General features: G+C 51.9%; 21 protein-coding genes and 2 pseudogenes. 13 read left to right on the top strand and 10 right to left on the bottom strand.

The features are described from left to right. Positions 1 to 234 precede the first annotated feature (234 nt). Positions 235 to 423 (bottom strand): annotated as a pseudogene (locus tag QMG90_RS12815) (tyrosine-type recombinase/integrase); the annotation flags it as partial. A gap of 385 nt (positions 424 to 808) precedes the next feature. Between QMG90_RS12815 and QMG90_RS12810 the strand changes: the two are divergent. Both QMG90_RS12810 and QMG90_RS12805 read left to right on the top strand, forming a co-directional pair. Beyond that, positions 809 to 1,405, top strand: coding sequence for a short chain dehydrogenase (locus tag QMG90_RS12810; RefSeq protein ID WP_283280013.1), 597 nt, complete (start codon positions 809 to 811; stop codon positions 1,403 to 1,405). Between the two features lie 1,814 nt (positions 1,406 to 3,219). Further along, positions 3,220 to 3,864, top strand: coding sequence for a hypothetical protein (locus QMG90_RS12805; protein ID WP_283280011.1), 645 nt, complete (start codon positions 3,220 to 3,222; stop codon positions 3,862 to 3,864). Between the two features lie 193 nt (positions 3,865 to 4,057). Here QMG90_RS12805 and QMG90_RS12800 read toward each other — a convergent pair whose 3' ends face one another. Then, complete coding sequence (locus QMG90_RS12800; protein WP_283283955.1) at positions 4,058 to 4,981, bottom strand: hypothetical protein; 924 nt, start codon at positions 4,979 to 4,981, stop codon at positions 4,058 to 4,060. Positions 4,982 to 5,540: 559 nt separating this feature from the next. On the opposite strand from QMG90_RS12800, the gene lpxP reads away from it, so the two are divergent. Next, a complete protein-coding gene (lpxP, locus tag QMG90_RS12795; protein ID WP_283280010.1) occupies positions 5,541 to 6,455 on the top strand; it encodes a kdo(2)-lipid IV(A) palmitoleoyltransferase in 915 nt (304 codons plus the stop codon). 42 nt (positions 6,456 to 6,497) lie between these two features. Here the strand turns inward: lpxP and QMG90_RS12790 are convergent, their stop codons facing one another. Then, complete coding sequence (locus QMG90_RS12790; protein WP_283280008.1) at positions 6,498 to 7,460, bottom strand: VirK/YbjX family protein; 963 nt, start codon at positions 7,458 to 7,460, stop codon at positions 6,498 to 6,500. Positions 7,461 to 7,614: 154 nt separating this feature from the next. Here QMG90_RS12790 and pphA point away from each other — a divergent pair, with 154 nt between their 5' ends. Then, positions 7,615 to 8,259 carry a protein-serine/threonine phosphatase gene (pphA, locus tag QMG90_RS12785; RefSeq protein ID WP_283280007.1) on the top strand — a complete coding sequence of 215 codons (645 nt, stop codon included), beginning with the start codon at positions 7,615 to 7,617 and terminating at the stop codon, positions 8,257 to 8,259. Here pphA and QMG90_RS12780 read toward each other — a convergent pair whose 3' ends face one another. From QMG90_RS12780 to yebS, 5 genes are all read right to left on the bottom strand, one after another. Beyond that, positions 8,260 to 8,451, bottom strand: a complete 192-nt coding sequence (locus QMG90_RS12780; protein ID WP_283280006.1) for a YdfD/YebW family protein — start codon at positions 8,449 to 8,451, stop codon at positions 8,260 to 8,262. A 103-nt stretch (positions 8,452 to 8,554) separates the two neighbouring features. Then, positions 8,555 to 8,794 carry a YebV family protein gene (locus tag QMG90_RS12775; RefSeq protein ID WP_054180631.1) on the bottom strand — a complete coding sequence of 80 codons (240 nt, stop codon included), beginning with the start codon at positions 8,792 to 8,794 and terminating at the stop codon, positions 8,555 to 8,557. A gap of 113 nt (positions 8,795 to 8,907) precedes the next feature. Then, positions 8,908 to 10,344, bottom strand: coding sequence for a 16S rRNA (cytosine(1407)-C(5))-methyltransferase RsmF (gene rsmF, locus QMG90_RS12770; RefSeq protein ID WP_283280004.1), 1,437 nt, complete (start codon positions 10,342 to 10,344; stop codon positions 8,908 to 8,910). Positions 10,345 to 10,420: 76 nt separating this feature from the next. Further along, the gene (locus QMG90_RS12765) at positions 10,421 to 13,054 is read right to left on the bottom strand and encodes a PqiB family protein (protein WP_283280003.1); all 2,634 of its coding nucleotides are present in this window, start codon (positions 13,052 to 13,054) and stop codon (positions 10,421 to 10,423) included. After that, the gene (gene yebS / locus QMG90_RS12760) at positions 13,023 to 14,306 is read right to left on the bottom strand and encodes a membrane integrity lipid transport subunit YebS (RefSeq protein WP_283280002.1); all 1,284 of its coding nucleotides are present in this window, start codon (positions 14,304 to 14,306) and stop codon (positions 13,023 to 13,025) included. Before yebS ends, QMG90_RS12765 begins: the two co-directional genes overlap by 32 nt. A 146-nt stretch (positions 14,307 to 14,452) precedes the next feature. Between yebS and QMG90_RS12755 the strand changes: the two genes are divergently transcribed. The 4 genes from QMG90_RS12755 to htpX all read left to right on the top strand — a co-directional run bounded on the left by QMG90_RS12755 (position 14,453) and on the right by htpX (position 18,877). Next, entirely contained in the window at positions 14,453 to 14,950 is a 498-nt protein-coding gene (locus QMG90_RS12755; protein WP_283280001.1) for a GAF domain-containing protein, read from the top strand. A gap of 97 nt (positions 14,951 to 15,047) precedes the next feature. Then, on the top strand, positions 15,048 to 15,737 hold the full coding sequence (gene proQ, locus QMG90_RS12750; RefSeq protein ID WP_283280000.1) for an RNA chaperone ProQ: 690 nt from the start codon (positions 15,048 to 15,050) through the stop codon (positions 15,735 to 15,737). 19 nt (positions 15,738 to 15,756) lie between these two features. Next, positions 15,757 to 17,805, top strand: coding sequence for a carboxy terminal-processing peptidase (gene prc, locus QMG90_RS12745; RefSeq protein ID WP_283279999.1), 2,049 nt, complete (start codon positions 15,757 to 15,759; stop codon positions 17,803 to 17,805). 190 nt (positions 17,806 to 17,995) lie between these two features. Then, on the top strand, positions 17,996 to 18,877 hold the full coding sequence (gene htpX / locus QMG90_RS12740) for a protease HtpX (RefSeq protein ID WP_283279998.1): 882 nt from the start codon (positions 17,996 to 17,998) through the stop codon (positions 18,875 to 18,877). A 41-nt stretch (positions 18,878 to 18,918) separates the two neighbouring features. Here htpX and QMG90_RS12735 read toward each other — a convergent pair whose 3' ends face one another. Continuing rightward, positions 18,919 to 20,292, bottom strand: a complete 1,374-nt coding sequence (locus QMG90_RS12735) for an MFS transporter (protein ID WP_283279997.1) — start codon at positions 20,290 to 20,292, stop codon at positions 18,919 to 18,921. A gap of 177 nt (positions 20,293 to 20,469) precedes the next feature. On the opposite strand from QMG90_RS12735, the gene kdgR reads away from it, so the two are divergent. Then, positions 20,470 to 21,261: a DNA-binding transcriptional regulator KdgR gene (gene kdgR / locus QMG90_RS12730; RefSeq protein ID WP_283279996.1), complete on the top strand. Its 792-nt coding sequence runs from the start codon at positions 20,470 to 20,472 to the stop codon at positions 21,259 to 21,261. 44 nt (positions 21,262 to 21,305) lie between these two features. Here kdgR and QMG90_RS12725 read toward each other — a convergent pair whose 3' ends face one another. After that, on the bottom strand, positions 21,306 to 21,545 hold the full coding sequence (locus tag QMG90_RS12725) for a YobH family protein (RefSeq protein ID WP_283279995.1): 240 nt from the start codon (positions 21,543 to 21,545) through the stop codon (positions 21,306 to 21,308). A 159-nt stretch (positions 21,546 to 21,704) separates the two neighbouring features. Here QMG90_RS12725 and mgrB point away from each other — a divergent pair, with 159 nt between their 5' ends. From mgrB to cspE, 4 genes and pseudogenes are all read left to right on the top strand, one after another. Next, positions 21,705 to 21,848, top strand: a complete 144-nt coding sequence (gene mgrB / locus QMG90_RS12720; protein WP_038153554.1) for a PhoP/PhoQ regulatory lipoprotein MgrB — start codon at positions 21,705 to 21,707, stop codon at positions 21,846 to 21,848. A gap of 73 nt (positions 21,849 to 21,921) precedes the next feature. Next, positions 21,922 to 22,206 carry a YebO family protein gene (locus QMG90_RS12715; RefSeq protein WP_054180619.1) on the top strand — a complete coding sequence of 95 codons (285 nt, stop codon included), beginning with the start codon at positions 21,922 to 21,924 and terminating at the stop codon, positions 22,204 to 22,206. Between the two features lie 672 nt (positions 22,207 to 22,878). Further along, positions 22,879 to 23,022: pseudogene (locus tag QMG90_RS12710) on the top strand (DUF2627 domain-containing protein). A gap of 12 nt (positions 23,023 to 23,034) precedes the next feature. Continuing rightward, positions 23,035 to 23,244 (top strand): transcription antiterminator/RNA stability regulator CspE, encoded by a 210-nt coding sequence (gene cspE / locus QMG90_RS12705; protein ID WP_001062678.1) that lies wholly within the window; start codon positions 23,035 to 23,037, stop codon positions 23,242 to 23,244. Positions 23,245 to 23,274 lie beyond the last annotated feature (30 nt).

Raw genomic sequence — 23,274 nt, 5'->3', positions numbered from 1 at the left:
GGCAAGGCGACTTAGCCTGCATTAATGCCAACTTTTAGCGCACGGCTCTCTCCCAAGAGCCATTTCCCTGGACCGAATACAGGAATCGTATTCGGTCTCTTTTTATTTGTCTTATTTATCAATGGGTTACGATTGCAAATCCGAAATTTTCCGAAATTTGTCCGAATTTCCGTATTCCGGTCTTTTTCACTTATATCACAACAAAAAGCACCTTAACATTTCTTTTACAGAAAATCAGAGCATCAAATATGCTTTCTCACCGCGTTCATCAAGGTACATTTTTGTGGTGGTTTCAGAGGTGTGGCCAGGTAGCTTCTGAGCGAAGTCTTCGCCGTATGCATCCCGATATAACCGACCAGAAAGGCTCTGTATCACGTGAATCGTGGGCGGAAATTCACTGAAAAATATCCCAATTATTTTCTGGCGGATACAAGTTATTCTTGAGCTCATGTGTTCAGAACAAAACGCCTCCCCGATCATCAAGGCTGGGGCAGTTTCGGACTTTTTATTCCCTGACAGGTAAGGCGATAAAGTGTGACTTCAATTCATTTAAAATCTGTTTCACTTAGCGTTGTTATTTTCTACCGCCGTGGCGAATCCCCCTAAGCGGAGGGGCGTAATCAGCAAGTGATCACCTGTCAGAACGGTAAATCCCCAGCGCGAGTCATGGCTGCTGACCAAAGGCTCACCGGGAGGCACCCGGCGCCACGATATTTATTCATGCCAACGTTAAGACGCTGACTTTCTCATTTCTGGTGGAGCATATTTCAGCTGCTGGTGGCGATAACCCTTTAACTGAGAAACACAAATGAAAGTGATGATTATTGGTGCCAGCGGTACCGTTGGACGCGGTATCGTGGAGAACATGAAACAGCGACATGAAGTAATCAGCGTGGGTAAAAGCCAGGGAGACCTGCAGGTAGACCTTAGGGACGAGGAGAGTATAAACACGATGTTCAGAAAGAGTGGGCGTGTGGATGCTATTGTTGCGGCAACCGGGAATGTTCACTTTGGGCTATTTAATGACATGACCCCCGCGCAGTTTCTGTCCGGATTGCAGGATAAACTGATGGGGCAGGTGCAGCTGGTAATGGCTGGTAAGGAATGGTTAAACCCGGGTGGATCCTTCACACTGACTACCGGCATTCTGGCACAGCACTCCATTCGTGATGGCGTGAATGCCAGCACCGTGAATGCTGCTCTGGAAGGCTTTATCCGCGCGGTGGCAAATGAGCTGACAGGCTTACGCATTAACGCAGTAAGCCCGACAATGCTTACCGAAGCAGAAGAGAGCTATGGCCCTTACTTCCCGGGATTTGAAAGCGTACCGGCAGTCCGGGTGGCGCTGGCATACCAGCGAAGCGTTGAAGGTATCGAGACGGGAAGGATTTATCGCGTCTGGTAATGCCAGCATTCAACTCAAACTACTCTTAAGCGGCTTTTATCGTTTCAGAGGCATATGTCAAAACGCAGATGTGTGTCTATATAGGGAGAATGGCCGAAATTTCTTTCTGTTACAGTTAGTGGCATGTTGAGTTCAGATGACGCTAATTGTTACTGTATTGTTATTGTCGAAGGTATTTCCCGTTCGTAGTATCGCCGGGGTTCACTAACGAAGCGCTAATGCCTGGAATCGTTGTCGTGAGTTAATGAATTGTGTAGGTAATAAATATGCTCTCTGTCCAGCGATGAAGGGATTACCCGGAGCGGGCAGAGGGCAGATTCTTAGCCACCAGGTCGCCTGTTCCAACCCAGCAGGGGCCACCAAACCGCCACTAGCTCATCGGAAGAGCGACAACCCTGGTGTTGTGGTGCGGGGTTCGATTCCCACTGATCGCGCCAGTGCATTACAAGCCGAAAGTGCCTGCCTTTTGTTGGGTCAGTAGAGCAGCGAAGACAAGTTGAGGGGGCAGGCACTTTCTGGTTTTAATATCAGTGGGCCTTTTGAATGAGCTCGGTTTATTGGAAAATGCTGTGTACGATGGTCGTCTCTGTGTAGACCGTGCTCAATCAAAAGCACACTGTTGAAAATGTCGTGTGCTTTCTGTTGCGGTGAATCCCACTATGCGTAGGGGCGTAACCAGCAGATGTGCAAGATCAGAGTGTAGGCCGCAGCGCGTGTCATGGAAGCTGTCCAAAGACTCACGGGGAGGCACCCCGCACCGCAACATCTATTATCATGGAGTATTGATAAGCATCGCCATTGAGGGGGTGATGCAGCACATACTGGCCCGCGGTGCTGCGCCGTGTCTGACACAAGACCAGACAGGTAAAATTTTCGAAACGTTTTTTGATTTTGTCAACGTCCTGTTAAATTACCAATTTGATATGGGACTATTATTAAACGATTTCTCAACAAGGCAGGCGCTAGCGTCGGCAAAGACATTTCCTCGGTCATATTTTCCCCAAAACTGAATTTTCCATCTTCCAGTGAGTTAGCTTCTGGCATCCAGTCTCTTCATTAACTGATTATCTCTTGAAATAACACTGTGTTTATATGCAGCATTATTTCTGAGGTATACCATGCAGCGCCACCAGAACTTCTCACGGTGTGCTGGTTTATTATGACGCCTCGGTAGTTGAGTCGGCAGGTTACAAAAAACCAAATATTTTATTGGGAATAGTCTTCTTACCTCTGTACTTGATCCAACGGTTGTTTATTCTCAGGAAAGTGGTGAAGCCATATTATGCTGTGTGTTGGGTTTTAACATTCGTATTCTCCATGTATGTTACATATACAGAAGATTATAACGAGCAACTTGAAATGGCATCTTGTGATATTGTCACGCAAATAATAAATGAAAATTATAATTCTCGCGACGTTAAATGTATGTCTGTAAAGATTGACGAAAAGGTTAGTGAGGTTTTCTATCGCGCACATGCCATCCTCAATAATGGCAACTCTGTCAAAATTGGGATAGAGGAGCAGGGCGATGACCAGATATATGTAACCCTATCTACATTCTAAGCTGACAACCCCAAAGACCCGTCATCTGCGGGTTTTTGTCTAATGTCTGCCGGACTTGGAACCGATGCAAAATCTTTCGAACAAAGCGCTGCCGCAACTCATAGTGCTGGGATGGGTTTGAAAGCACTTAGCAGAGGAATTGCTTATTCAACGCTGGAAATGCTATCGCCATGGTATACAACAAGGTATTCTGATTTCCTCAGCTCGTGTCAATATTTTTATGTTTTATCAAGAATAAAGAGAGGGGCAAAATGGAACAACAAAATGAATCACATACAGGCATGGAACAGTGGGATTCGTTAATTCATAGTAATTTTCAAAGAGGTATGCTGGATAGCATGAGTCAGGCAACAATTGAAGCAACTTATGTTATAGACAAATTCAGCATGTGGTTACTTGTTGGAACAGGTGCAACTGCTTCAATAATAATAGCTAATCTGGATAAAATAATACCCTATATTGGCAAAGGAGGGTTCAAGCTTGCAGTGATATTGCTGGCGCTTTCTTCTTTGTGTGGTGTAGTGGCGAAAATATACTCCATAGGTGTTGAAGGGGCAGCAAAACTGTCATTACGTGCTGTGGAATTGATGAAAGTTAAACAACAAGAATATGATGAAGCATGCCAGAAAAGGGATGATATTGCTGAAAAGACAGGGTATGAAAGCAAATTTGAACCAAATTTCAAGAAAATCATTGATGGTTATGTGGGTTTATTTCCTTCAAAATTTCTCAGGAGTTATCTGCATAAAGTATTAAAGCATGCGGATGAGCCTAATGAAGGTGGAAATAAAAAAGCAGTGCATTCAATTGTTTATCAATCAATTGCTGTATTTACTCAATCTGTTTTATATATAGCTTTTCTGGTAGTTGTTGCATTCTCAGTAAGTATGAACTAAACAGACTCGATTAGGTTTTTACCTGGATTTCTTATAGATCCGACGGTGCATGTTACAGCGCGCCAGGCGCAGAAATCGGTTGAAACTGAACCGGCGTTTGCGACATCTTCAGCTTCCTTTCCTCCGGTGTCCTGCCGCATCCATTCGCGCACAGCCTCTGGTAACAATACCAGAAGCTGGCGGTCGTACGGGATTAGCGTGCCTGTTCCTGCTTTTCCGCATCGCTCAGATAGCGCACTTTGCGGGTATAATCCTGCCCTTTGAAGAGTAATGGCGCATCCGGAGATTCCAGATATTTCTGCCATTCTGACAGCGGGAAGCCGCCATGAGCGCCAATCACCTCTTTCGGGATAATGGACGGTGTTCCACCGATTTTTTTAGACACCGGCCAGTTCGTCCAGTCACCCAGATTCACGGTGATAAAATCCAGTAAATCCAGCGCGGCAGCGAGCGGTGGTTGATCCGTCGGCGGCTGATCGTCCGGGATCATTTCCCAGGTATCGTTGAACAGGTTGAGCCACAGTGGACACAGCCGCTGGAAAGTGGAATATGTCGCGGCAAGGAAGGTGCTGTTCACATGATCTTCCAGCGAGGGACGAATCGTTGACGCATAATAGGCCGGGACGTTTTTATAACGTCCATTTTCGAATTTTGCGCCCATTCTTCCCTTTCTGAAACAAGAGTAAAGACGCCCCTCTTTGACCCTGTAAGCCGGGTCGCGTAATAAATTGAGGTCGGAGTCAATCATTAACACGCCAGTTGAATCCGGTGAAGCCTGCAAAGGCGCCTGAATCTTGAGCATTCTGCTTTTATAGATTTGCGCATATTTGTGGTTCGGATTCGGAACGCTAATCTCTAAACGGACAACCCGCGTATTGGCAGGCAGGTCGCTAAATTTCTCAACAGGTTGATCGGTAACGATGACGATTTCTTTCGCCGTGGCGGCGTTTAGTGAGGCGAATTTTGCGCTGAGCAGCGCCTCTTCAATAAAATCTTCACCCACGGTAGGGATGATGATACTGCTGACAGGGGTCCCTTCCTGTGGCGCATCCGATGCCCAGTCAATGTTATGACGCGCGGTGATATGCCGGTATTGCTTGTTTAGCTTTTTGAACAACACTCGTCATGACTCCTTAATTTTCATGCGGTTAAGCATAAGATTCATTGTGATGATGCGCTCATTCTATCGCAAAGTGACGGTGTTTACTCTCTTTGCAAAAAGGTGAGCTTTCCTGGCACTAATCTGCCGGGTCATGACAATGCCAGAATGATAAATGACAGATATTCGCGCACCTGTTACTTTTCCCGACATAATATCCCAGGGAAAATCACATCTTACTGACTTGTCTATTTCAGCAGCGCAACGTTTTATACTTCATGAAAGAACGAAAGCTCTGAAAAAATTTGTTTTAAGACTCAACTTATTCTTGCGTAATGTTTTCTGAAAATTACAATCGCGCTCTGTTATTTTCACCTTAAAAGGCGCATGCTGTGCGCAGCGTAGCTACAGCCTCAGTTGCAGGTTTTATGTGTGGTCACCACCTTGTCATGGGGACGTTGGGATGATCAACTGGTTCACTGTCACTTGCGCTATACGTATCGCATAAAAGACTGATGAGCGGACTCATTTTTTTCTTACGCGTTACCCAATTTTTTGACGCTCACGGTAAAATTTTATGTCCGTTGCATTTGATCGATCGCTACTCCATCCCCGTTACTGGTTCACCTGGTTTGGTCTTGGTATTCTCTGGCTCCTTGTCCAGCTTCCCTATCCGGTACTCTCATTTCTTGGCTCAACAATGGGAACGGCGTCTCGTCGCTTTCTGAAACGCCGGGCGCACATTGCTGACAGAAATATCGAACTTTGTTTTCCGGAAATGAGCACGGCGGCGCGGGAGCGTTTGCTGGAGCAGAATTTCCATTCACTTGGCATGGGGCTTATCGAGACCGGCATGGCCTGGTTCTGGAGCGATGCCCGGGTGAAGAAATGGTTCGACGTTGAGGGATACGACAACCTGACTCGCGCGCTCGGTGCCGGGAAAGGAGTGATGGTGGTCGGTATTCATTTTATGTCACTGGAGCTGGGCGGCCGTGTGATGGGGCTTTGTCGCCCAATGATGGCCACCTATCGCCAGCACAACAGTCCGTTGATGGAATGGGTACAGACGAAAGGGCGTCTGCGTTCGAACAAGGCGATGATTGACCGGCGTAATCTTCGCGGCCTGGTGCAGGCGCTGAAATCCGGTGAAGCGGTCTGGTTCGCTCCGGATCAGGATTATGGTCGCAAAGGGAGCGTCTTCGCGCCGTTTTTCTCTGTGCCTGACGCCGCCACGACGAATGGCACTTATGTGCTGTCGAAGCTGTCCGGCTCCGCGCTGCTGACCATCACCATGGTGCGCAAACCCTGTAAGCAGGGCTATCGCCTCTATATCAGCAAAGCGATGGATGACTACCCGGTGGATGACGAACTGGCCGCCGCGTGCTACATGAATAAAGTGATCGAGCGGGAAATTTTGCGCGCACCTGAACAGTATTTATGGGTACATCGCCGCTTCAAAACGCGTCCTGTGGGCGAAGCTTCATTGTATTAAGCACTGAGGCCTGCTTCGGAACAGAAGCAGGCATTGGGAAGGTTATTTCGTTAGTGCAGCAACCTGGTCAGCAAGACTGTCCAGTAACTGGAAACGGCGTCGATACTCTGCGCGTTTTTTACTGGCAATACTTTCCAGCGGTTTACGCGCCATCTCACACGGCAAACGCCAGCGCCAGCGATTCTCTTTCACACCCTCAACGGATACCCAGAACTCATCATAACTGGCGTGGAAATGGCGGCCTTTGCTCAGACGATAGCGGAGCGCACGGAAAACATGTCCGTTGTCACTGACGCCATACACTGTGGAAATCCCGCTATGGCTGGCAAAAAGCCAGATAAACTCCATTAGCAGGCGCTTGGGGAAAATGCCGTGACAGGCTCGCGTGGCCTGTTTGATGACCTCGTGCGAAACATTACGGCGCGGGCCCTGTAACCCGCCGATCACCAGTTGCCATTCACCATGATTATTCACTACGCTGAAGGTTACGCTGGCGAGCAGCGTGCGGCTGGCATCATGCAGCCAGAGGGTGGTTTCCCCTTCACGCTCGGCTTTGCTGGCGCAGGAGGCAGAGAGCGTAAAATGTGACGCGTCCTTGCCTTCCAGTACGATAAGCGTTGTTTCATCTGCGGACATCAGCGCCTGTGCGAGTCGTGAGCCGGTCAGTGTGTCGATAAATTCATAATGACTTACCACGGCATCGGCGCGCTGGCAGGCGTTCATACCGAGCGTAAGATACTGACGATGCGGCTTGCTCGGTAGCGTCACCTGCGCTTTCAGCAACTGCCCGAAATTAGGTCGTTGCGACAGGCTCCTCAGCATGCGACGCGTCGGCGTATAAAACAGCAGTGTGCGCAGCAAAAATTTGAGCCGATAGTTTCTTTTTTTCCAGATAGGAGCCGGCGTTAGTTCGCCCGTCACCAGAGCGGAAATCAGGCTGGAGCGATGTGTAAAAGCCTGTTCTGTGTGCAGACTGTTATCAGTCACGGGAAAATACCTCATCATTATTCTTTAGCTATTTTACCGGGTGATAACGATTGTATTAACGCTCAGTCAGACTATATTCCCGTTCTGTTTAGTAATGGTTGAGGAAATTTCGCTTTAGTTGTTACTTATCGCCATTTTTGTTTTTTCTATACTTAATGAGGGAGGAAAAAACATGTATCAGCGAATCGAGGGTAAACATTGGCGGCATATCTGGCTGGTCGGTGATCTGCACGGTTGCTGGCAACCATTGATGGCGGAACTTAAGGTGCGGAAATTTAACCCGTATCAGGATTTACTAATATCGGTCGGGGATTTAATCGACCGTGGCGCGGCGAGTTATCAGTGTCTGGGGTTATTAAATGAAACCTGGTTTGCCGCGATCCGGGGAAATCATGAACAAATGGCAATGGATGCTGTGGATAACGGCGATATGTCACTGTGGTATATGAACGGCGGCGACTGGTTTTTAGACAGCACCCCGGCAGCACAGGTGGATATTAAGCGTTTGCTGCAAAAATGCCACCAGCTTCCGTATATTTTTGAGGTGGATTGCGTAAGCGGCGTGAATATTGTTGCGCATGCCGATTACCCTGCCGCAGAGTATGCCTGGCAGAAAGCGGTGGATCCGCAGCAGGTGTTGTGGAATCGCCAGCGACTGAGCGATCATTTCGCCGGGCGTCATATGCCGATTACCGGTGCCGATCACTTCTGGTTTGGCCATACACCACTACAGGAACGCTATGACGTAGGGAATCAGCACTACATCGACACCGGCGCGGTCTTTGGCGGCGAGCTGACCCTGGTGCAGCTTCAGTGATCAGAAGTCGCTGAACTCACTGGCCGGACGCCAGAAACCATCAATAAAATCTTCAACCGGAAAGCAACCTCCCTGGCGCAGGCGCTGATCCTGCATAGCAAAGACACATTGCGACTCGGTGCGATACACATCCACGACAATATCTTCACAGCCGCCATCGAGATAACAGACAAATAAAACCAGTGCGAACATCACTCCCTCAAAGCCGTACACCCTGAGTTCATTGTAGGAGAGGAAGTCAGGCAGGGGAAACCGGCAACTAAATAACCCGCCTCAGCGACGGGTTCTTTTTGAGTCAGGCAAGACGCATGACCCAGGCATCGGACTGTTCATCGTAATGTTTGCGATAAAGGACGGAATGTTCACCATTCAGAAGGGCAGGCACGCTGGTGTCGGCATCCCAGGCATCAAGTTGCATGCATAAATCCGGGTCGGATTTGCAGGGAATACTTAACGTTCGCTCACCATGCTCTTCGCCATGCAGCTCGGCATCATCTATTTCGAAGGCCCCGATACGTACGCTGGTTTTGCTCATCATCTTCTCCTTGAAATACGGTGTCGTGGTACGACCAGTCTGATCGCCCATTTCTCATCCTAGTCAACTGAGAGAAGATTACCAGTAAGAATTTGCTGCTTTTTTGTGCGTCGTTACGCATTGCCTGTAAATAACTTGCCATCACGCACCAGCTCACGCGGGTAGCTGTTTTTCAGCCGTGAACCGATTTTTTTTGCCAGTCCGAGAGGAAATCCCTGGAAAGTGACGATGACGTCATCCGTTGTCGGCGTGTTTTCCGGGTAGACATCGCGACCACGATACCACTCCTCGGCTTCCGCTACGCTGAGTTCAAAGGCGGAGTCATCGCTCTCAGCCAGCGCGATAACCGCTTCGTGCTGCCAGCGATACCCCTTGTTATGCGTTTCCGCCAGCCGCAGGCCGATGCGGGAAAAACGCACTTTGCCGACTAACGGTTCGATTTCCGCCGGGAAAAGCCAGATCTCTTTGTCACGCTGCCAGAGTGTTAGCGCTTCGTCCCAGCGAAGACCCACTGCGGCCGCAGCATCGGTAACCGCAGACGCCTCGCGGCCTTTCATGGGTGCAAACGGGAATTTACCCACTTTATAGCCCGGTGCGGGCAGCGGCTCGACGTGCGCGGTTTTGTGCAGCCGTGCGACGAAGAACCCTTCACAGTCAAACACCTGCGGGAAAATGTGTAAAAAGCCTTCGTCTGTCAATACCTCGCGCGCCTGAGGGAATAAACCTTCCAGCGAGACGACCTCTACTGCCTGCGGATAACGGGCCAGCAGCCACGCAATCACCGACTCGTTTTCATCACGATTCAGCGTGCAGGTGGAGTAAACCAGCGTCCCGCCGGGGCGCAACGCATGAAAGGCGCTGTCGATGAGTTCCTGCTGGGTGACGGCAATCTGTTGGTTGCTGGCGATGGACCAGTTTTTCAGCGCGTCGGGATCTTTACGCACCACGCCTTCACCGGAGCAGGGCGCATCCAGCAGGATCGCATCAAACGCTTCCGGTAAGGCCGCGCCAAACACGCGGCCATCGAAATGGGTTAACGCCACATTGCGGATGCCGCAGCGGCTGATATTGGCATGCAGAACTTTCACCCGGCTGGCGGAGAATTCGTTTGCCAGAATGGCACCGTGATTGCCCATGCGGGCGGCGATCTGAGTCGTTTTGGAGCCCGGCGCGGCGGCAACGTCCATTACCCGGTGCGGTTGATTGCCATCGGCAAACAGCGCCGCGACCGGCAGCATGGAGCTGGCTTCCTGAATATAAAACAGCCCGCTTAAATGCTCCGCTGTACTGCCGAGCGGCAGGGCGTCTTCGTCTTCCCGTTCGATCCAGAAACCTTCCTCGCACCATGGGACTGGCGTTAACTGCCAGCCATAGGGGGCGACGAGAGTGAGGAAATCGGCGATGCTGATTTTCAGCGTATTGACGCGAATGCTGCGGCGCAACGGGCGATGACAGGCGGCAATGAAATCGTCTAATGACAGCGTCGCGGGCATCGCAGCACGCATCTGCGCCAGAAAGTCATCGGGAAGGTAAACGGAGTTTTGAGCCACGGAGCGCACCACCAGCAAAAAAACGGGTGCGCAGTTTAGCACAAACGCCCCGGCGGGGGACACCGGGGCGTGGTGTTTAGCGCGGCAGGGCGGTTCCCCATTCGCGCCACTCTTTCGGTTCGGCTTCCAGCAGCAGGAAGTGCTTGCCCGCCTGCGCTTTCGGGGCCAGTGGAATACCCGGCGGCGTCGCGAAGGCAATGCCGCCGCGGATGAACTGGTTGAAGGTGCCGGTTTTCACCACTCCGCCTACCAGGCCGAAGTCCAGACTGTAGCCCGAGGCTTGCCAGAACACCGAGTTATTTCGTACCAGATGCTGATAACGCTGGCTGATACGCAGTTCAATCATCACACGGTCAGACAGCGAACCCAGACGCAGCGCGGTGACCGTACCGACTTCAATACCGCGGAACAGCACTGGCGTACCGATATTCAGAGAGCCGGCTTCCGGCGCTTCCACCACAATGCTAAGACCGTCGAGGTAGCGGGAGTCGGTAATCGTTGCTTCCTGAATTTCAAAATCACGGCGTGGCTTGCCGCGACCCGGCTCAACGTTGACATAAGGCTGCAACAGTGTATCCAGATGCTCAACGCCTCCTGCGGAAATCTGCGGCGTGATGACCGAGAAACGCGTACCGCCGCGGGCAAAGGTCTCGACGTATTCCGGGTAAAGCACCGCTTTTGCCTGCACTTCGTTGCGGGCGGTAATCAGCTCCAGCGACTGGATCTGACCGATGTTGATCCCCAGATAGCGAATCGGCATGCCTTCCGCCAGTTTCCCGGCATCAAAGGTATGCAGGGTGATCTGGCCGCCGACAGCGCGTGCTGCGGTTTCGGTCGGGTAGAGCGGGCGTTTGTCGCCTTTTCTGACTCCGGCGCCCGCGCCGTTCAGGTTATCAAAGCTGATGGCGCCTTTCAGCGCCCGCGATAGCGGCGAGGCCTGTACGGTCAGACCGCTACCGTTAAGCTGCACTTTTGCGCCGCCTTCAGCCCAGAACACGCTGTTACTGGTGAGCAGGTTGCGGTATTCCGGTTTAATGTGTAGATCGATATCGAACGCGTTAGCGCGCGGACGCACGGTGATCACTTCGCCGACCTGAAACTTACGGTACAGCACCACTGAGCCTGCCTGGACGTCCGGCAGGGTGTCGGCAGTCAGGGAAAGTGTTGTGGTGGGGAGATCGCCGAGGCTGTTCTCCACCGCTTTTTCCACGTTAGCAAACAGCGGATAGCTGGCTTTAAGCGCACCTTTTTCACCCGGTAGCACACGGATGCCGCCGTTCACCCATTCCGTGGCGCTGGCACCTAAAAATTCCACACCATCCAGCCCGACTTTTACATCAATACGGCTGTTGACCACGAATTTGCTGTCGCCAGGCACCAGTTCGCGATACTGCGGCTCAATAGCCACAGCGAAGGTGATGCCTTTCGTCGTCAGCGTCCGCTCAACGACCTGACCAATCTGAATACCATGCAGGATGACAGGTTGCCCGGCATCAATGCCGTAGCTTTCCGGCGCGGTCAGCGTCAGCGTGGCGACATCTGGCGTTTGTAACAGTGTTTTGTTGGCGGGCAGCACCGAAAAGTGGTTACGTGCCGCGCCTTCGCCGGGCACCAGTTCGAACGTGCTGCCAGTGAGCAAAGAACTGACATTGACGTTTGACAGCGACAGCTTCGGATTACGCAGCTCAATGCGCGTATTCTCACGCAACAGATTCACCACGCTGGGGTCAACAGTCATCTCGCCGGTAACTGCGCCGCCCGGGTTGAGATCCAGTTTCGTGAGTTGCCCCACCTGCAGCCCCTGATACATCAGCGGCGTGGAGCCTGCGTTCAGCCCGGTACCGTCAGGCAGGTCGAGCTTCACAATCACTCCGCGCTGGCTATGCGCCAGGTCGGCATAGAGGCCAAATTCATCGTTTTGCTTCGCGGCGGCGGAGTCGTCCGGCGAGTCAAAGGCAATCGCGCCATTGACCAGTGCGGCCAGGCTTTCAAGCTGAAGTTTCGCACCGCTGAAATCGACATCCGCTTTCACACCGGAGACGTTCCAGAAGCGGCTGCCTTTTTTCACCAGGCTGGTGAAACGGCGGTCGATCAGCACATCGATGGTCACACCCTGTTTGTTGGGATTGATGGTGTAGTCGTAAACACGACCCACCGGAATTTTGCGGAAATAGACCAGCGAACCGCTGTTCAGCGAGCCCAGGTCCGGCGCGTGCAGGTGGATCATTAGCTCGCCGTTGTTAATCCGGTATTTTGGCTGCGTATCAAGGGCGACGAAGTGATCTTCCTGCTCGCCTTTACCGGGCATCATGCCGATATAGTTACCGCCGACCAGCGCATCGAGACCAGAAACTCCCGCCAGCGACGCTTTCGGCGTGACCAGCCAGAATTGCGTCTCTTTACGCAACGCATCTTTCATGTCGCTTTTGATGCTGGCGCGAACCTCGATTTTGTTCAAATCCTTGCTGAGGCTGATGTTCTGTACCGTACCGACTTCAACCCCCTGATAGCGAATGGGCGTACGGCCGGGGACGATACCGTCAGCGGTCATAAAGTCGATGGTTATCGTGTTACCGCGATCTTCATAGCTGCTCCAGATAAGCCACCCGGCAATCATCAGCGCGATGACCGGAAGCAGCCAGAAAGGCGAAATGCGACGTTTTGTTTTAATTCTCGCTTCAGTCGGCGAAGCGGGCGTTTCCTGACTCATGTGCATCCCAAAGTAAGCGGCTGTCCAGCCATTCAACTGCAAGAATAGTCAATATTACCGCTGAGCCGAAATAAAACGCAGCGGGACCCATAGTAAAAGAAAGGAGCTGGTCGCGATTTATCAGCGACATCATGAGTGAAATAACGAACAAATCCAGCATTGACCAGCGGCCAATCCAGGTCACAAAGCGCAGCAGCAAAATGCGGGTGCGCAACCCCTGTTCACATTTAAAGTGAATGCTGATAAGCAGCGTAATCAGCACGATCACTTTGGTAAATGGCACCAGAATACTGGCGAAAAAGACGACGCCAGCCACCGCGACGTTACTGTGGGCCAGCGAAATAATCCCCGAGAGAATGGTATCTTCCTGGCGCGCGCCATTCACATAAATAACAGATATCGGCAGGACGTTGGCAGGAATGAGCAGAATCAGTGAGGCAATCAGCGCCGCCCAGCTTTTTTGCAGGCTGTTTTTCCGGCGGAAATGGAGCGGCGTATGGCAACGGCGGCAGCGTCCGCGTTCATCGGGCAACCCGGTATAGTGGCAATTGAGACAAACCTGCAACGCCGAATGGGAGCGCGTGGCAGGGCGCTGCGGGTAGAATCGCTCCCAGAGTTGTTCTACGTTGAGATGAATCATCGTCAACAGACTCAGGATCACCAGACTGATAAAAGCGATAAGCCCGTTGCCAGGTTGCAGGAAGGCGTAATCCTGAACTTTGATGGATGCCACCGCGATGCCGACGAGGTAAATATCCAGCATCACCCACTCTTTGAGTTTCTCCAGCATCAACAGCACCGGGCGCAGATTCATCCCCAGCACATTACCCAACCACAGATACGCAATGGACACCACCAGCACCACCGGCGCGCCGACGGTACAGAAAAAGACCATCGACGCGGTAATCGGATCGCCCTGACGGGTCATCTGCCAGATGCCTTGCAATAAATTGGCGTCGATACGCGTTCCCAGCAGATGTAGCCGCAGCAGCGGCTCCTGCCATGCAAACGGCATCAACAGCAACATCGCAATCGCCATTGCGCCTAAACGCGCTAACGACCAGTCGCGCCCGTCGCGAATTTTAGCATTACACTGAGGACAGTATGCGCTCTGGTGTGATTGCATCAGCGGCAGCGAAAACAGTGTGTCGCACTCCGGGCAGCGCTGATAATGGGCACGGGGAAGCGGCTCACTGATGGAGTGAACGGTGATTTTCGTTTCCGGCGCAATGTGGGGTGATTTCAGTGCCATTTATCACGTACGAAGATGAATGTGTAAAACTATCTTAACTCATGAATGGATTCATCTTGAGCCCGGCCGCATTTAATGTTTATTTTATAGGGCTATGCTCCGGGCACACTACCGGGTTCGAAGTAAGATAACCAAGTGATTATAAAATGACCAAAACAGAATTTTACGCAGATTTGAATCGCGATTTTCAGGCGTTGATGGCAGGTGAAACCAGTTTTCTGGCAATGATCTCTAACCTGAGCGCATTGCTGTACGAGCGTCTGGATGAGGTCAATTGGGCCGGATTTTATTTACTGGACGGTGACACGCTGGTGCTTGGACCATTTCAGGGTAAAATCGCCTGCGTGCGTATTCCCGTTGGGCGTGGCGTCTGCGGTACGGCGGTGGCGCAAAATCGCGTTCAGCGCGTGGCCGATGTTCACGCGTTCGACGGCCACATCGCCTGTGACGCGGCGAGTAATGCCGAAATCGTACTGCCCATCAGCGTAAAAAATCAGATTATTGGTGTACTGGATATCGACAGTATCGCCTTCTCCCGCTTCACCGAAGAGGATGAACAGGGGCTGCGCGAACTGGTCGGGCATCTCGAAACGCTGCTTGAGGCCACCGATTATCAAAAATTCTTTGCGCCCGTCGCAGGATAATCAACGGATAACGTAGCAATTAACGATGGCGTCATTATAATGACGCCTGTTCATGCCTGCGGCTTGTTGGCTACGTCCGTTGTAATCAGGAAATTTCATGGAAAATCAACCTAAGTTGAACAGCAGTAAAGAAGTTATCGCTTATCTGGCCGAACGTTTTCCGCACTGCTTTAGTGCTGAAGGCGAAGCGCGCCCCCTGAAAATTGGTATTTTTCAGGATCTTGTTGAGCGTGTTGAGGGCGAAATGAACCTCAGCAAAACCCAACTTCGTTCCGCATTACGTCTTTATACTTCGAGCTGGCGTTACCTGTACGGTATCAAGCCGGGCGCAACCCGTGTCGATCTCGACGGTAACCCGTGTGGGGAACTGGACGAGCAGCACGTGTCTCACGCTCGCCAGCAGCTTGAAGAAGCCAAAGCGCGCGTTCAGGCGCAGCGTGCAGAACAGCAGGCGAAAAAACGCGAAGCTGCTGCGGCTGCGGGCCAGGAAGAAACGCCGCGTCGCGAGCGTAAACCGCGTCCTGCCGTTCGTCGCAAAGAAGAGGGCGATCGCAAGCCTCGCGCTGCGAAGCCGGCAGCAGCAAAAGCCGCTCCGCGCCCGCCGCGTGAAGAGCGTCTGACCCCGGTATCCGATCTGTCCGTGCTGACAGTGGGGCAAGCGCTGAAGGTGAAAGCAGGCAACAACGCAATGGACGCCACTGTACTGGAGATCACCAAAGATGGCGTTCGTGTACAGCTGACTTCTGGTATGTCAATGATTGTACGCGCAGAACACCTCGTGTTCTGAGACGGAGGCCGCGCCAGGCATGAACACTTTTTTTAAGGTCACCGCGCTCGCAGGGCTGTTGGCAATAACAGGCCACGCGTTCGCTGTGGACGATATTACGCGTGCTGATCAGATTCCCGTTCTGAAGGAAGAAGCGCAGCACGCGACGGTGAGTGAGCGTGTCACCTCACGCTTTACCCGTTCGCACTACCGCCAGTTCGATCTCGATCAGGCGTTTTCCGCTAAGATTTTCGATCGCTACCTGAACCTGCTGGATTTCAGCCACAACGTGCTGCTGGCAAGCGATGTTGAACAGTTTACCGCCCGTCGCAAAGACGTGGGTGAAGAGCTGAAAACCGGCAAGCTCGATGTGTTCTACGATCTCTATAATCTGGCGCAGAAGCGCCGCTTTGAGCGCTACCAGTATGCGCTGAAAGTGCTCGCCCAGCCGATGGATTTCACCGGCAATGACACCTTCAACCTCGATCGCAGCAAAGCGCCGTGGCCGAAAGATGTTGCCGAGCTGAACGCCCTGTGGGACAGCAAGGTGAAGTATGATGAGCTGAGCCTGAAGCTGACGGGGAAAGATGAAAAAGAGATCCGCGAAACGCTGACCCGTCGCTACAAGTTCGCCATCCGCCGACTGGTGCAGACCAACAGTGAAGACGTGTTCTCGCTGGCGATGACCGCCTTCGCACACGAAATCGATCCGCACACCAATTACCTCTCTCCACGCAATACCGAACAGTTCAACACCGAAATGAGCCTTTCGCTGGAAGGGATCGGTGCGGTGCTGCAAATGGATGACGACTATACAGTGATTAATTCACTGGTCGCTGGTGGCCCGGCGGCGAAAAGCAAAGCGATCAGTGTGGGTGACCGTATTGTCGGCGTGGGCCAGACCGGTAAAGGGATGGTTGACGTGATTGGCTGGCGCCTGGATGACGTCGTGGCGCTGATCAAAGGACCAAAGGGCAGCAAAGTGCGCCTGGAAGTGTTGCCAGCCGGTAAGGGCACCAAAACCCGCATCGTAACCCTGACTCGCGAGCGCATTCGTCTTGAAGATCGCGCGGTCAAAATGTCGGTTAAAACCGTTGGCAGCCAGAAAGTCGGCGTGCTGGATATCCCCGGTTTCTACGTCGGTCTGACCGATGATGTGAAAGTACAGCTGCAGAAGCTGGAAAAACAAAACGTCAGCAGCGTGATTATCGATCTGCGCAGCAATGGCGGCGGCGCGCTGACCGAGGCGGTTTCGCTCTCCGGGCTGTTCTTCCCGTCCGGCCCGGTGGTACAGGTGCGTGATAACAACGGCAAAGTGCGTGAAGACAGCGACACTGATGGCGTGGTGTATTACAAAGGCCCGCTGGTGGTACTGGTTGACCGCTTTAGCGCCTCTGCCTCTGAAATTTTTGCCGCGGCGATGCAGGACTACGGCCGTGCGCTGATTGTCGGCGAGCCGACCTTTGGTAAAGGCACCGTGCAGCAGTACCGTTCGCTGAACCGTATCTACGATCAGATGCTGCGCCCTGACTGGCCTGCGCTGGGCTCTGTCCAGTACACCATTCAGAAGTTCTACCGCATCAATGGCGGCAGTACCCAGCGTAAAGGCGTGACGCCTGATATTCTGATGCCGACAGGCAATGAAGAAACGGAAACGGGCGAGAAGTTTGAAGATAACGCGTTACCGTGGGACAGCATCAACGCTGCGACTTTCGTCAAAACGGGCGACATGACGCCGTTTGGGCCAGAGCTGCTGAAGCTGCATGATGAACGTATCGCCAAAGATCCTGAGTTCCAGTACATCATGAAAGACATCGCGCGCTTTAACGCGATGAAAGCGAAACGCAACATTGTCTCTCTCAATTACGCGCAGCGCGAAAAAGAGAACGAAGAAGATGATGCAACGCGCCTGGCGCGGATTAACGATCGCTTCAAGCGTGAAGGGAAGCCGCCGCTGAAAAAACTGGACGATCTGCCGAAGGATTATCAGGAACCCGATCCGTATCTGGACGAAACTGTTCATATCGCGCTCGACCTGGCGAAACTGGAAAAAGAGCGTCCCGCAGAAGAACCTGCACCCGCGAAATAAACCTCAACAGGCACAAGCAATTGTGCCTGTTTTTTTCCTCTCTTTTTACACGTAAACAACATACTACAAAATGTAAAGTTGTGTTTTTCTCGTGACTTAGCGCCTGCCAATGCTTGAAAATACGCGCAATACCCATACGATGTGGGTAATCGCATAGTGCGTGTTGTTATAAAGAGGTTAAGAGAAAATTATGATGCGAATCGCGCTCTTCTTGCTGACTAACCTGGCCGTCATGGTGGTGTTCGGGCTGGTATTAAGTCTGACAGGAATTCGGTCGAGCAGCATGACAGGGCTGTTAATCATGGCTCTGCTTTTTGGTTTCGGCGGTTCCATCGTTTCGTTAATGATGTCGAAATGGATGGCGCTGAAATCGGTCGGTGGGGAAGTCATTGAGCAGCCGCGTAATGAAACGGAAAACTGGCTGATGAACACCGTCGCCCAGCAGGCGCGTCAGGCCGGTATCGGCATGCCGCAGGTGGCGATTTACCACGCACCAGACATCAACGCCTTCGCTACCGGCGCACGTCGTGACGCCTCTCTGGTCGCGGTCAGCACCGGTCTGTTGCAGAACATGAGCCGTGATGAGGCGGAAGCGGTTATCGCGCACGAAATCAGCCATGTCGCCAATGGTGATATGGTCACCATGACCCTGATTCAGGGGGTAGTGAACACCTTCGTCATCTTCATCTCACGCGTGATCGCGCAGATTGCGGCCGGTTTCCTTGGCGGTAACCGTGACGACGGTGAAGAGAGCAACGGCAACCCGCTGATTTATTTCGCGGTGGCAACAGTTCTCGAACTGGTGTTTGGTATTCTGGCCAGCATCATCACTATGTGGTTCTCCCGCTATCGCGAGTTCCATGCGGATGCCGGTTCGGCAAAACTGGTGGGTCGCGAGAAGATGATTGCCGCGCTCCAGCGTCTGAAAACCAGCTATGAGCCGCAGGAAGCCAGCAGCATGATGGCGTTTTGCATCAACGGCAAATCGAAGTCGCTGAGTGAGCTGTTCATGACGCACCCGCCGCTGGACAAACGTATTGAAGCGCTGCGTAGCGGCGAATACCTGAAGTAAGCGTTGGGCAATGTAGAAGCGCGTCTATTGACGCGCTTTTTTTATGCCCCGGCCCGGGGTTGCGTGACGCGCAGACCGCTGACAATAGCGGCCACCACGGCAAGCGTACCGGCGAGCAGTAACGACACGTGGGTGCCATGTTCTCCGGCGAGGTTAAACAGTAACGCGACCAGCGCCGCCCCGGTGCTTTGCCCGAGCAGACGCGCGGTGCCGAGCATCCCACTGGCACCGCCACTACGGTTGCGCGGTGCCGAGAGAATAATTGTGTGATTATTGGGTGACTGGAACAGACCGAAACCAGCGCCGCACAGCACCATCCGCCAGACGATATCCCAGTCGGCAGGGGCGGCTGGCAGCATCGCCAGTGCAAACAGCCCGCAGGCCATCACCAGCAAGCCGAGCGCGCCTAAGAATCCGGCATGCACTTTCTCAATGAGATAGCCCGCCAGCGGCGCCATCACCATTGTCGCCAGTGGCCAGGGGGTGAGCAGCAGCCCGGTCTCCACTTCGCTTCTGCCCATCACCGATTGTAAAAAGAAGGGCAGAGAGACCATCGCCAGCATCTGCGCGCAGAAGGAGCAGATGGAGGTGCAGATCGACAAGGAAAACAGCGGAATACGCAACAGATCAACCGGCAACAACGGCACCGGCAGCCGTAACTGGCGACGGACAAAGAAGAACCCGATAATCAGCATCACTACCACTTCAGTCAGCACCAGACGGAGCGATTGCCCTTGCGCAAAGCTGCTGAGCGCGGTGATGAGCAGCCCGAAGGTGAGGGCGTTCATGACCGCGCTGGGGAGATCAAAGCGCGACGCCTGGCTGCGGGCATTGTTGGCAGGCAGAAAACGCATCGCCAGAATCAACGAAATAATGCCCAGCGGCACGTTGATCAGAAACAGCCACTGCCACGAGGCGACGGATAAAATAGCCGCCGCGATGGTCGGCCCGGCGGCGGACGAGACCGCAACCACAAATGAGTTAACCCCCATACCGCGCCCGAGATGACGCTGCGGGTAGATAAGCCGGATAAGCGCGGTATTCACGCTCATCAGCGCCGCGCCGCCCAGCCCCTGTGCGACGCGCGCCAGTGTGAGCATTTCCAGTGAGTGCGAGAGCGCACAGATAAGCGACGTGATGGTAAACACCACCAGTCCTGCTTTGTAGATCCGGCGGTAACCGAACATATCTCCAAGAAACGAAAGCGACAGCAGCGAAATCACAATGGCGATCTGGTAGGCGTTCACTACCCAGATGGACGCCGCAGGCGACGCGTGTAGATCGGTGGCAATCGTCGGCAGGGCGACGTTTGCGATAGCGCCATCCAGCACCGCCATCGACAGACCAATGACAATGGTAATGATGGCGCCGTACCGCTGTGGCAGGGGCAACCCATCAGAGGGATTTTTATCCATAGAAAAAATGTGTATTAAGGGAAATTATTGATCGGATAATGATTTTAGCATTGATTATTCAGTCTCAGCTCGCAGATTTGTAACCAGATTAAAGAAGATGCATTGCGGTCGGGGTCTCACAAATTTATACTAAAAACTCGTTCTGATTTTTATAAAACACTCGCGGTGAGGTGATAAATGGCAGTCGCAGATTTGGATAAGCAGCCAGATTCTGTCTCTTCAGTTCTGAAAGTCTTTGGCATTCTGCAGGCGCTGGGGGAAGAGCGCGAAATTGGTATTACCGAACTGTCGCAGCGCGTCATGATGTCGAAAAGCACGGTGTATCGCTTTTTACAGACCATGAAATCACTGGGATACGTGGCACAGGAAGGCGAGTCTGAAAAGTATTCTTTGACGCTCAAACTGTTTGAACTGGGTGCCCGCGCGCTGCAAAACGTGGATCTGATCCGCAGCGCAGACATTCAGATGCGTGATTTGTCGCGTCTGACGAAGGAGACCATTCACCTCGGCGCGCTGGATGAAGACAGCATTGTTTACATCCATAAAATTGATTCAATGTATAACCTGCGTATGTATTCGCGCGTCGGACGTCGTAACCCGCTGTACAGCACCGCGATTGGTAAAGTCCTGCTGGCCTGGCGTGACAAAGACGAAGCGGTGCAAATTCTTGATGGCGTGGAGTATAAGCGCAGCACCGGGCGCACCATCACCAGCACGCAAGATCTGCTGCCGGTACTCGATAAAGTGCGCGAGCAGGGCTACGGTGAAGATAACGAAGAGCAGGAAGAAGGGCTGCGCTGCATCGCTGTGCCGGTCTTTGACCGCTTTGGCGTGGTGATTGCGGGCCTGAGCATTTCGTTCCCAACGCTGCGTTTTTCCGAAGAGCGTTTGCACGAATATGTGAAAATGCTGCACGGTGCGGCAGCGAAAATTTCGGAGCAAATGGGCTATAACGACTACCCGTTCTGAGGTTTTTCCTGAAATGAGAAACGCCGCGTTACGCGGCGTTTTTGTTAACCTTCATCGACGACAGTCGAACTTTTTCGCAGCACCGGACAGTTCGTCAGCCCGATGATCCCGCTGTCAGTATGAACATACTGTGCGGTACTGATGCCGCGCGCGGTAAGATACTTGCATTGTAAGCCCAATCCACCCACATTTTCTTTGCTGCCAATGAGCACGCCATAACCGCTGAGCAAAATAGCGATCCACGCGATAGCCAGCACAATAATTGAACGAATAATTAAACGCATTGCTGCCTCTTTTTATGAATCATCGCGTAAACAGGGTAACGCAGCGGTTGACTGAAACAAGTCAATGATTCCTAAAATGATCAGAACGGATTACAGTGAGCCATCGTTTAAGGTGACGGTGGTAACCTGAATTCAGTATGAATTATCGCGGAGAGTGGAGTGAAAAAATATCGGTGGGTTATCCTGGCTGTCATCTTGCTGCTGTGTGTGCTGCTCTGGACGCAGACCATCAACGTGATGTGCGACCAGGATGTACAGTTCTTCAGTGGGATCTGTACCATCAACAAGTTCATCCCCTGGTAAGACATTTTATGCTCGAATGATTTCCTTCCTGAATGCGAGTGGTAGAATGGCCTGTTATTTTTGAGGTGGTGAAATGAGTGACTTACTGAATTCCGGGGTTTTGAATCTGGCATCGCTGGCGGTGTCTGTGTTGTTGCTGGTAATAGGTCTGGTATTGTGGTTTTTCGTCAACCGGGCCAGCTCACGCGCAAACGAGCAGATTGAACTGCTTGAAGCGCTGTTGGATCAGCAGAAGCGTCAGACTGTGCTGTTGAGACGCCTTTGTGAAGCCAACGAACCGGAGAAAGAGGAACCCGCTGTTCAGGCGGACGTGAAGCCGCAGGACGATGACATGATTCGTCTGGTTGCTGAGCGTTAATCTTCTCTGCACGTCTTCCCGGTAGCGACAACCTGCCGGATACCGGGAAAGACGCCATCCTTTCGCACCGTTATGGTGCACTGTTCCAGTCACTGTTTTCTTTTACCGTTTCGTTTAAGTTTAAATTAACGGTTATTATTGTTTGTTTATGCATTAAATCACCCGCTGAAACTTTTATTTCCACTTTTTTAATATTCAAAGCTATTTTTTAGCGAAACGTTTTTATATGCATCGCGATGAAGCATTGTCATTAAAATTTCATTATTATGGTGCAGGATAGCATTTATTCTTTGGTACTCATTCCCGCTGTAAGCGAAACCGATAGCACGGCTCATTTCGCCTTTTTTAACATTTTTTGTTAAACAGGGCGCGCATGACTATGCACAAATCAGTGAAGGATATAAAAAATTGACCTGATATAAACAGGGACAACTGGACGAAGCGCGAGTGTTGGTCTATGGTGAAAATGTCTATGATTATCAGCACGTGCGCACGTTTTTCAAACACTTGCTGGTGGAGGTTTAGCTGAGAACATTGCGCATAAATGTGCAGAGGATCGAAAGACGGACAACGATTTTGTGCGACCGATCGTGACACGTTTAAAAATGGCTTGCCATTATTAACGTTGTGTGTGATAACACGTTTTGGGTTAAACGAGGTACAGTTCTGTTTATGTATGGCATTTTCAGTAAAGAAGTCCTGAGTAAACACGTTGACGTTGAATACCGCTTCTCTGCCGAACCTTAATTAGTGCCTCATGCAGTCATGTCTCAGTTTTATCTATGTAAGTGCCTTCGGGCGAAGAAAACACTCTAAGGAATTTTGCAAATGGCAAAGATTAAAGGTCAAGTTAAGTGGTTCAACGAATCTAAAGGTTTTGGATTCATTACTCCGGCTGACGGCAGCAAAGATGTATTCGTACACTTCTCTGCTATTCAGGGTAATGGTTTTAAAACTCTGGCCGAAGGCCAGAACGTTGAGTTTGAAATTCAGGACGGCCAGAAAGGCCCGGCTGCAGTTAACGTAACTGCTATCTGAATCCAGCACCACTGATCTTGTTGCGCGTCC

The organism is Trabulsiella odontotermitis (assembly GCF_030053895.1).
Taxonomy (GTDB): Bacteria; Pseudomonadota; Gammaproteobacteria; order Enterobacterales; family Enterobacteriaceae; genus Trabulsiella; species Trabulsiella odontotermitis_C.
Note: the sequence above shows the minus strand (reverse complement) of the source record. Positions and strands in the feature narration are given on the sequence as shown.